Raw genomic sequence first — 8,914 nt, forward strand, 5'->3', positions numbered from 1 at the left:
CGGGGCCACCGACAAGGCTTCCGGGCTGCTCAGCGGGTCAGCTCGGCGCGGCGGGCGAGGCTGCGCGACTCCCAGTACGCCAGCCCGAGCCGCCGATGCGTGGCGATGGCGGCCGCGTTGTGCTCGAGCGCCTTCTCCCCGCGCCCGAGCCGGAGCGCGAGTTCGGCCAGCACGTCCTGCACGGAGCCGAGGGCCGCGCTGCCCATGCCCATGATGACCGGCTGGCCGGCGATCGGCAGCAGCCGCTCGTACATGTCGCCGGCGTCGGGCGTGCCGAGCTGGGCGGCCACGAGCCCCCAGACCGGGAAGAAGAAGTCCGCCGACCAGTCCTCCCGCAGGTCCACGCCCCACCGTTCGACGAGCTCGCGCGCCTGCTCGGTGCGCCCCACGTCCAGGGAGGCCAGGATGGCGAGCGGGCGTGCCAGGGTCATGCGCGGGCGGTCGCCCGCCGCCACCAGCTCGTCCACCAGCTCCGCCACCCGGCCCTGGCCGCGCCGGCACGCGTAGAGGCCGGACAGGCGGCGGACGTCCAGGCCCCACAGGCTCGCCCCGTACGCGATCGTGGGGAAGCGTTCGAGCAGCGCCTCCACCTCCGTCCACCGCCCGTGCAGCACGTGGTCGGCGGACTGGGAGACGCGGACCATGGCCTCCAGCTCGGGCCGGTCCACCTCGTGGAGCAGCTGCTCGCAGCGGGCCAGGTCCCTCCTCCACTCGTCCAGGTCGCCGGCGCGCAGCAGGCACGACATGCGCAGCACCCGCCCCACCACCTTGGCCTCCCTCGGCAGGCCGGGCACGGCCAGCATCTCCTCGGCCGCCGCCAGCCGCTCGCGGTTGCGGCCCGGTACGAAGCTCGCGATCAGGTAGTTGTTGAGCGCCCTGGCCAGCAGCATGGACTCGCCCGAGCGGCGGGCCAGGGCGATCGCCTCCAGCGCCAGCCGCTCGCCCTCGGCGCGCCGGGGGCCGTAGTACAGCTCGATGCCGAGCGTGCCCAGGAGCGCGGCCCTGGACCGGTCGTCGAGGTCGCCTGCCAGCAGGTCCTCCAGGATCGCGACCATGTCCTCGTCCACCACGCCGTACGGGCGCCAGTTCCACACCGACATGCCGCCGAAGACCGAGACCGCCGCCACCAGGGCGTCCCTGTCGCCGAGCCGCTGGGCCTGGGCGACCGCCTCGCTCAGGTCGCGGTAGGCGCCCTGGGCGTCGCCCATGGTGCGGCGGGCCTGGCCCAGCTCGGTCAGCACGTGGCAGCGTTCGGGCGAGTCGCCGGGCGGGAGGTGGCCGAGCGCCAGCTCCCACAGCTCGACGGCCTCCTGGTAGCCGTGCCGCCGCGCGGCCTGACCGGCGGCCCGCGTCGCGTACGTGACGGCCTTGGGCGCGCCGCCCAGCGTGGCCGCGGCGGCGAAGTGCCCCGCCAGGATCGCGGGATCGGCGCCGGGCAGGGTCTCCAGGTGCCCGGCGGCCCGCAGGTGCAGGCGGGCGCGGCCCAACCTGGTGAGCCCCGCGTCGAGCGCCTGCCGTACGAGGGCGTGGGAGAAGCGGTAGTCGGCGGCCCCGTTGAACGGCTCGGTGAGCAGCCCGGCGGCCAGCGCGGGCTCCAGCTGCGACATGACCTCCTCGACCGGGCGGTCCACCAGGGCGGTCAGCAGGTCCAGCTCCACCTCGCGGCCCGCGACCGCGGCGGCTCTGAGCAGCTCCTGCGTGGGCTCGGGGAGGCGGGTCAGCCTGCGTTCGATGACGTCGCGGGCGCCCGGAGGGACGAGGTGGCGCTCGCGTTCCGGCAGGCGGAGCAGCTCGGTGAGGTAGAACGGGTTGCCGCCCGACCGGTCGAGCAGCTCCTGCGGGTCGGCCGTCACGTTGCGCAGGCGCAGGTAGTCGCGTACGCCCGAGGCGTCGAACGGTTTCAGCGGCAGCCTGCCGCCCTCCCTGGCCAGCACGCCCAGGGTCTCGCGCAGCTGCTCCGGATGGTCGCCGGGCTCGGGCCTGAGCGTGGCGACGATGAGCGCGGAGGTCCGCGCCAGCTCGCCCGCGACGTGGCCGAGCAGCCTCAGCGAGGAGGCGTCGGCCCAGTGCAGGTCTTCGAGCACCGCCAGCAGGGGTCCTCTGCGCAGCTCGGTCAGTACGGCGTCGTACAGGTCGAACAGCTCGGTGTGCGGACGCGGAGGGATCAGGCCCGCCTTGGTCCAGGGCCAGAACGCCGGAGCCGTGCCGCCGTCGAGGCAGCGCCCCCACTCCACCCTGATGCCCCGGGCGGCGGCGAGGTCGGCGGCCGCCCTGGCCAGGGTCGTCTTCCCGATGCCTGCCTCGCCGGTGACCAGCACCAGCCCGCCCCTGCCCCGCCGGGCCTCGGACAGCAGCTCCTCCAGGGCACGCAGCTCGTCCTCCCTGGCGACGAGCCTGTCCCCGTCGACGGCGGGCGCGGGCCTCGGACCGACCGCAAGCCCGAGCCCCGGACGCGCCGCAGGCCCGAGCCCCGGACCGACCGCGGGCACGAGGCCCGAACCAGCCGCGGGCACGAGCCCCGGACCAGCCGCGGGCACGAGGCCCGAACCAGCCGCGGGCGCGAGGCCCGGACCGGTGCCAGGCGCGAGGCCCGGACCGGCTGCGGGCGTCGTCTCGGCTCTCGCGGGCGTTCCGGCGTCGAGCTCGGGCGCCTGCTCGAACACGGCCTGCTCCAGCCGCCTCAGCTCGGGCCCCGGCTCGATGCCCAGCTCGCCGGCGAGCAGGCCGCGCACCCTGCGCAGCGCCGCCAGCGCGTCGGCCTGCCGTCCCGCCCGGTACAGCCCGAGCACCAGCAGCCCCCACGCCCGCTCCCGATAGGGGTGCGCCTCGGTCAGCGCCTCCAGATCGGCCACGCTGGCCTCCCCCAGCGCCAGCCGGGCCTCCAGCCGGTCCTCCTCGGCCGCCGGCCGCAGCTCGCCCAGCCACGCGGCCGCCGCCGGCGCCAGATCGGGGAACTCGGCCAGCGGCTGCCCGCGCCACAGCGCGAGCGCCCGGTCCAGCGTCCGGGCCGCCTCCGCGTGCCGCCCCTGTCTCACCAGGCGGGCGCCGTCGGCGGCCCACGCGGCGAAGCGGCCCACGTCGGTCTGGCCGGGTGTGATGTTCAGCAGGTAGCCGGGTTCGCGGGTGAGCAGCACCTGGGGCGGCGTGCGCGGCTTGCGGCCCGGCTCGAGCACCCGCCGCAGGTGCGAGACGTACGCCTGCAGCGTCGCCGTGGCCTTGGCCGGCGCCTCGCCCGCCCACAGCTCCTCGATCAGCAGGTCGAGCGGGACGACCCGGCCGGGCTCGAGCGCCAGCCTGGCGAGGACCGCCCGCTGTTTGCGGGTGCCGAGGTCGAGCCGGTTGCCCTCGTCGTCGTCCACCTCAAGTGGGCCGAACAGTCTGAACTCCACGGACCTCAAGTCAACCCCAAATTCTTCTCAAGTCCTAAACCGCACGCTGGACGCATGGACGAACTGAGGAACCTGATGAACGGCCGCGTGCTCCTCCCCGGCGACGAGGGCTTCGACGAGGCGCGCAGGCCGTGGAACCTGGCCGTCGACCAGCCGGTGCGCGCGGTGGTCGAGGTGGCCGACGCCGACGACGTGGCGGCCGCGGTCGGCTACGCCCGCCTGCACGGGCTGGCGGTGACCGCGCAGCCGAGTGGCCACGGCCCCTCCGGCGACACCGAGGGCACGATCCTGCTGCGTACCCGCGGGCTCGGCGGGGTGGAGATCGAGAACGGGGTGGCCCGCGTCGGCGCGGGCGTGAAGTGGGGCGAGGTGCAGGCGGCGGCGAGCCCGCTCGGCCTGACCGGCCTCGCGGGCAGCTCCCCCGTGGTCAGCGTGGTCGGGTACACGCTGGGCGGCGGGCTGAGCTGGTTCAGCAGGAAGTACGGCTTCGCCTCCGACAGCGTGCGGGCCTTCGACGCGGTGGACGCCGAGGGCCGGCGGGTCAGAGTGACGGCCGATCGGGACCCCGAGCTGTTCTGGGCGCTGCGGGGCGGCGGCGGCGACTTCGCGATCGTGACGGCGGTGGAGTTCGAGCTGAGCCCCGCGCCCTCCCTGTACGGCGGGCGGATCATGTGGCCGATCGAGCGCGCGCCCGAGGTGCTGGCCGCCTTCCGCGAGGTCACCGCGTCCGCGCCGGACGAGCTGACGGTCTGGTACGACCTGCTGCAGATCCCCGGCGGTCCCGGCTTCGTCATGGTCGACAGCACGTACCTGGGCCGGGACCCGGGCGCGCCGCTGCGGCCCTTCGACCTGATCGGCGGGGCCGTCAGCGACAGCCGGAGGCTGCTGCCGGTGGCCGAGCTCGGCTCCATCTGCGACGAGCCCACCGACCCCTCGCCCGGGGAGGGCCGGTGCGAGCTGCTGACCGGCCTGGACGACCAGGTGGCCGGCGTGCTGCTGGGCGAGCCGATCGACCCGCTGGTGAGCGTGCAGATCCGGCACCTGGGCGGCGCGCTCGCCAGGCCCGCGGAGAGTGGCGGCGCCGCGGGGCCCCTGGACGAGCCGTACCTGATCTTCGCGTTCGGCCAGCCTTCGGAGGCGACGGGCGAGCGCCTGGAGCGGCTGGGCAAGGCGCTGGTGCCGGCGACCAGCGGGCGCAAGCCGTACACGATGCTGCACGGCGGGGAGCAGGCGGCGGCCGCGTTCCCGCGCGAGACGCTGGCCAGGCTGCGCGACCTCAAGCGCTCCCGCGACCCGCACGGCGTGATCAGGGCGAACTTCCCCCTGCTGGGGTAGCGCCCCTCGGCTGACGGCGGCTGGTTTCTGTCGGTGGCGTGCGGCATTCTCCTGCGGTGACGGCGAGGATCAAGGCTGACGGTCCTCATGACAGACCGAGGGAACACATCGCATGCAGCTCTCCCCCGCGGCGCAGCGGCTCCACCGCCGGCTCACCGAGCCGGATGCCGATCATCCGGTCTCGTGGGAGGACGGGCCACGGCTGAGCGCGGCCGACCTGGGCGCACTCCTTCCCCTCGCCTACCGCGTGACCGACGGCGGCCCGGCGTTCTCGGCGAGGACCATCGTCGAGGACGAGGTGCGGCAGCGGCAGCCGTCCTTCAGCCCTGAGTCGTGCGTGGCGCTGTACGAGGCCCTGGTCGACGGCCTGACCCGCCGCAAGTGGGCGGACCTCTGCCTGGCGGCGGCCGCGCTGCTGCGCTGCCCCGGCGGTGCGCCTACGGCCGCCCTCGCCGCACCGTCGCGCACGCTGATCGAGTTCATGGCCCGCGAAGGGCGGATCGAGCACCCGGACGCGTTCCTGGCCGTGGCCGGGCTGGCCGGGATGGACAAGGTGGCAGGGATGGACGCGGTGGCAGGGATCATGGAAGGACGGCAGGAGTCGCCGGCGGCCGCCGAGCGCGACCTGGTCATGAGCCTGGACCCGGCGGGCCGGGCGTTGCTGGCCGAGATCGGGCCCCGCTCGTTCGGGTCGCCGCCGGAGCTGCCCGACGTCTGGGAGCGGCTGGCCGCGATGCCGGCGTACGTCGACTTCGCCCGCTCGACCCTGGAGGCCGCCGACGCCCGGCTGGCGGCGATCCACGCGGGCGAGATCCCGTACCGGGCGGACAGGGCCTTCGGAGCGGCCGAGACGGGAGCGATCGGGCGGGCCGCGCGGCTGGCGCTCTTCCGCGACGAGCCGTGGCTGCCCGACCTGCTCGACAGGCTGATCTCCCGGGTCGCCGTCGCGCCCACGACGGCGAAGACCCTGCCCTCGCAGGCGCTGCTGTACGAGGTGGCGCGGGCCGTCGAACGGTTCCCGACGCCGGAGGCGATCACGGCGCTGCGCACCGCGCGCACGCTCACCCGGCACGCCGGAGTCGTCAAGCAGCTCGATCGGATGATCCGGAGGGCCGAGCCGGGGCTCGCCGACCGGGTCGAGGTGGCCTTCCGCATGCCGGATCTCGGGTTCGGCCCGGGCGGGCGGCTGGAGGTGCCGATGGGCGAGCACCGGGCGGTCGTGGCGGCCGGCGAGGACGGCGAGTTCGCGCTGTCCTGGTGGCACAGTGACCGGCGGCTCAAGGCCGCGCCCGCGGCGTTGCGCAAGGAGCGTCCCGACGAGGTCAAGCGGCTGCGTGAGCTGGTCAAGCAGGTGCAGCGGCAGGTGCGGACCCTGGTCAGGGCGCTCGAGGCGGGCTTCGCCGGCGAGGCCGCCCAGCCGTACGGCACGTGGCAGGAGCAGATCGCGGCGCACCCGATCGCCTCCACCGTGGCCGCGCGGCTGATCTGGGAGGCCGAGGTCGCGCCCGGGGAGTGGCGGGCCGCCCTCGGCGGGCTGAAGGCCGAGCTGGGGGCCGGGGAGGCCGGGCTGGAGAGCCGGCGGGTACGCCTGTGGCATCCCGCCCGCGCGACGCTCGCGGAGGTGACCGGCTGGCGGGAGGCCGTGGCAGAAGGGCGTGTCAGGCAGCCGTTCAAGCAGGCGTTCCGCGAGGTCTACCTGCTGACGCCCGCGGAGGAGCGGACCGCCGTCTACTCCAACCGCTTCGCCGGGCACATCGTGGACTATCGGCGGCTGTACGCGATGTTCAAGGCCCGGGGGTGGCGGGCCGACATGCTCGGCCCATGGGACGGCGGCGTCGCGGGCCAGGCCATGCGGGTGCTGGCCGAGGGCCAGTGGCGCGCGTCGTTCTACCACGACTACCTGTACGACGATCCGGGCGAGCACGCCTCCACCGACCAGGTGCGCTTTCACCGGAGGATGGGCGGCGAGTGGCGGGAGGCGTCGCTGGCCGAGGTGCCGGCGCTGGTGTTCAGCGAGGCCATGCGGGACGTGGACCTGTTCGTGGCGGTGACCTCGATCGCGGCCGACCCGCAGTGGGCCGACCGCGGGCACGACCGCCATCTCGGCTACTGGCAGGCGGCGTCCTTCGGCGAGCTGCCGCCGTCGGCCGAGGTGCGCCGCGAGGCGCTGGCGCGCCTGCTGCCCCGGCTGGCGATCGCCGACCGCTGCACCCTCACCGATCGCTACCTCGTCGTACGCGGCGACCTGCGGACCTACAAGATCCACCTGGGCAGCGCCAACATCCTCATGGAGCCCGGCGACGTGTACCTGTGCATCGTGTCCGCGCCTGACCGCGACGCGGGGTTGTTCCTGCCGTTCGAGGACGACGGGCGGCTCGCGCTGATCCTCAGCAAGGCTCTCCTCCTGGCCGAGGACAGCCGGATCACCGACGAGACCATCATCCGGCAGATCAAGGGCTGACGTCCCTCCCGCGGCGCGCCCTTCAGGGCTCCTTCGTCCTGTCCACTTGAACTGAGCTGTCAGGCGTCGAAGCGCCGGCGGGCGGTCTCGATGTGGCCGAAGTACTGGTGGGTCCAGCCGCAGATGAGGTCGACCGTGGCGCGCAGGGCCTGACCCGGCTCGGTGAGGGTGTACTCGACTCGCGGCGGCACGGTGGGATGTACCTTCCGCTCGGCCAGACCGTTGCGCTCCAGCATGCGCAGGTTCTGGGTGAGCATCTTGTGGCTGATGCCCTCGACCTCGTCGCGCAGCTCGCTGAAGCGGAGGGTGCGCTCACCGAGAGCCTCGATGATGAGCAACGCCCACTTGTTGGCGACATCCGAGAAGATCTCCCGCGCCAGGGAGTCCGCGCGCCTCAGGTCCGCTTCGTCGGCCGTGCCGGCGAACTGCTTGGTCACCATGAGGTTCCCCAGTCTCTAAAAAGTGCGTTCTTCCACGTAAGCAAACACTCTCCTATGGTTTCTGAGTAACCGCAAGAGAGCACAGGTGCCCTCCGGCGCCTCGATCACATAACCGATCAGGAGATCTCATGGCTGTTTCGCTCATCAACCCTGACAGGCATGTCCAGGTCCCGCTCTACCACCACGTCGCGGTGGCGACGGGGAGCAGGCAGGTCCACATCGCGGGACAGGTCGCCTGGGACGAGAACGGCGAGCTCGTGGCACCGGGCGATCTCGCCGGCCAGGTCGCCCAGGTCTACCGCAACGTCGCCAAAGCGCTGGACGCGGCCGGAGCGACGTTCCACGACGTCGTCCGCTTCACGTGGTACGCCGCAGGCTGGAAGAGAGAGATGTACGACGCCTTCAACGCGGGCATCGAACAGGCGGCCCGCGAGTTCGACCTCGCCACGCCGCCGGCCGCGCTGATCGGGGTGGACGTGCTTTTCGAGCCCGGCATCCTCATCGAGGCCGAGGTCACTGCGATCATCGATTGAAATTGAAGCGGTCGCACCAGGTGCGAGCAGTGGGGTGCACCCGCCATCCTCTGGAGCCGCGTCTCTCCTGGCAGGGTGCGACGAGCGTATCTTGCCGCGGACATCCGCCCCCACCCGGTGCGGCTTGTCCAACAGTCCACATTGCCGGCGTTCCCACCTGCGGAAGGCCCCTGAGCTGGGGGAAAGTCCTCTATAGGACGTAGATCTGCCCGGTCTGGGCGCCCTCGACCGAACGGATGTACGCCTGAGCGACGTCCGCGAGATCGACCGGCGGAGTTGGCCATGGAAGCCGCGCTGCCGGTAGGGATCGGCTCGCGAGCCAGTACGCCGGTGATGAGGGTGAAGGAGCCCCGCTCAGCGATGCGGGAGACCCCCTGCCGTACCAGGTCGATCTGGCTGAGCACCTTGCCCCGGAAGGCGCTCAGGTAGTCCTCGGGGGTCAACTCGGTGACCGGCTCGAACGGCACATGACCGGCGGCGCTGACCACGGCGTCCACCCGGCCGGCCCGGTCGTAGAGTTCGGCGACCTGCACCGGGTCGGTGATGTCGTAGCGCAGATCACCGCCGCTGCGCCCCACGGTGAGCACCTCGTGTCCGCGGGTGTCCAGGGCCTTGTGGAGGGCCGTGCCGAGCGTGCCGGCGGCGCCGATGAGAACGATCTTCGTGACTCCTCCGCTCCCTGAAGGAAGCGGCTTCTCGCTAAGCCGCTTGCGCAGCCTCACGAAGGGCAAGCCCTGCCCTCAAGATGTTGATCGC

Annotated in this window: 5 protein-coding genes and 1 pseudogene; 3 read left to right on the plus strand and 3 right to left on the minus strand. The window is 73.3% G+C overall.

Annotated features, from left to right (window positions below; genetic code table 11):
• Positions 1–29: 29 nt before the first annotated feature.
• Positions 30–3,389 carry a BTAD domain-containing putative transcriptional regulator gene (locus AB0H84_RS43350; RefSeq protein ID WP_357617969.1) on the minus strand — a complete coding sequence of 1,120 codons (3,360 nt, stop codon included), beginning with the start codon at positions 3,387–3,389 and terminating at the stop codon, positions 30–32.
• A 54-nt stretch (positions 3,390–3,443) separates the two neighbouring features.
• Between AB0H84_RS43350 and AB0H84_RS43355 the strand changes: the two genes are divergently transcribed.
• A complete protein-coding gene (locus tag AB0H84_RS43355) occupies positions 3,444–4,724 on the plus strand; it encodes an FAD-binding oxidoreductase (protein WP_357617972.1) in 1,281 nt (426 codons plus the stop codon).
• Positions 4,725–4,836: 112 nt separating this feature from the next.
• Entirely contained in the window at positions 4,837–7,185 is a 2,349-nt protein-coding gene (locus tag AB0H84_RS43360) for a DUF4132 domain-containing protein (RefSeq protein ID WP_357617975.1), read from the plus strand.
• Between the two features lie 59 nt (positions 7,186–7,244).
• Here AB0H84_RS43360 and AB0H84_RS43365 read toward each other — a convergent pair whose 3' ends face one another.
• On the minus strand, positions 7,245–7,625 hold the full coding sequence (locus AB0H84_RS43365; RefSeq protein WP_357617978.1) for a helix-turn-helix domain-containing protein: 381 nt from the start codon (positions 7,623–7,625) through the stop codon (positions 7,245–7,247).
• A gap of 128 nt (positions 7,626–7,753) precedes the next feature.
• On the opposite strand from AB0H84_RS43365, the gene AB0H84_RS43370 reads away from it, so the two are divergent.
• On the plus strand, positions 7,754–8,158 hold the full coding sequence (locus tag AB0H84_RS43370; RefSeq protein ID WP_357617981.1) for a RidA family protein: 405 nt from the start codon (positions 7,754–7,756) through the stop codon (positions 8,156–8,158).
• A 479-nt stretch (positions 8,159–8,637) separates the two neighbouring features.
• On the opposite strand, the pseudogene AB0H84_RS43375 reads toward AB0H84_RS43370, so the two are convergent.
• Positions 8,638–8,880 (minus strand): annotated as a pseudogene (locus AB0H84_RS43375) (sugar nucleotide-binding protein); the annotation flags it as partial.
• Positions 8,881–8,914: the final 34 nt, after the last annotated feature.

Source organism: Nonomuraea sp. NPDC050786 (genome assembly GCF_040654115.1).
Taxonomy (GTDB): Bacteria; Actinomycetota; Actinomycetes; order Streptosporangiales; family Streptosporangiaceae; genus Nonomuraea.

What these genes read in the sequence shown, in the direction of transcription:
- AB0H84_RS43355 (WP_357617972.1), top strand. Translation starts at nt 3,444, where the DNA reads ATGGACGAACTGAGGAACCTGATGAACGGCCGCGTGCTCCTCCCCGGC.
- AB0H84_RS43360 (WP_357617975.1), top strand. Translation starts at nt 4,837, where the DNA reads ATGCAGCTCTCCCCCGCGGCGCAGCGGCTCCACCGCCGGCTCACCGAG.
- AB0H84_RS43365 (WP_357617978.1), bottom strand. Translation starts at nt 7,625, where the DNA reads ATGGTGACCAAGCAGTTCGCCGGCACGGCCGACGAAGCGGACCTGAGG.
- AB0H84_RS43370 (WP_357617981.1), top strand. Translation starts at nt 7,754, where the DNA reads ATGGCTGTTTCGCTCATCAACCCTGACAGGCATGTCCAGGTCCCGCTC.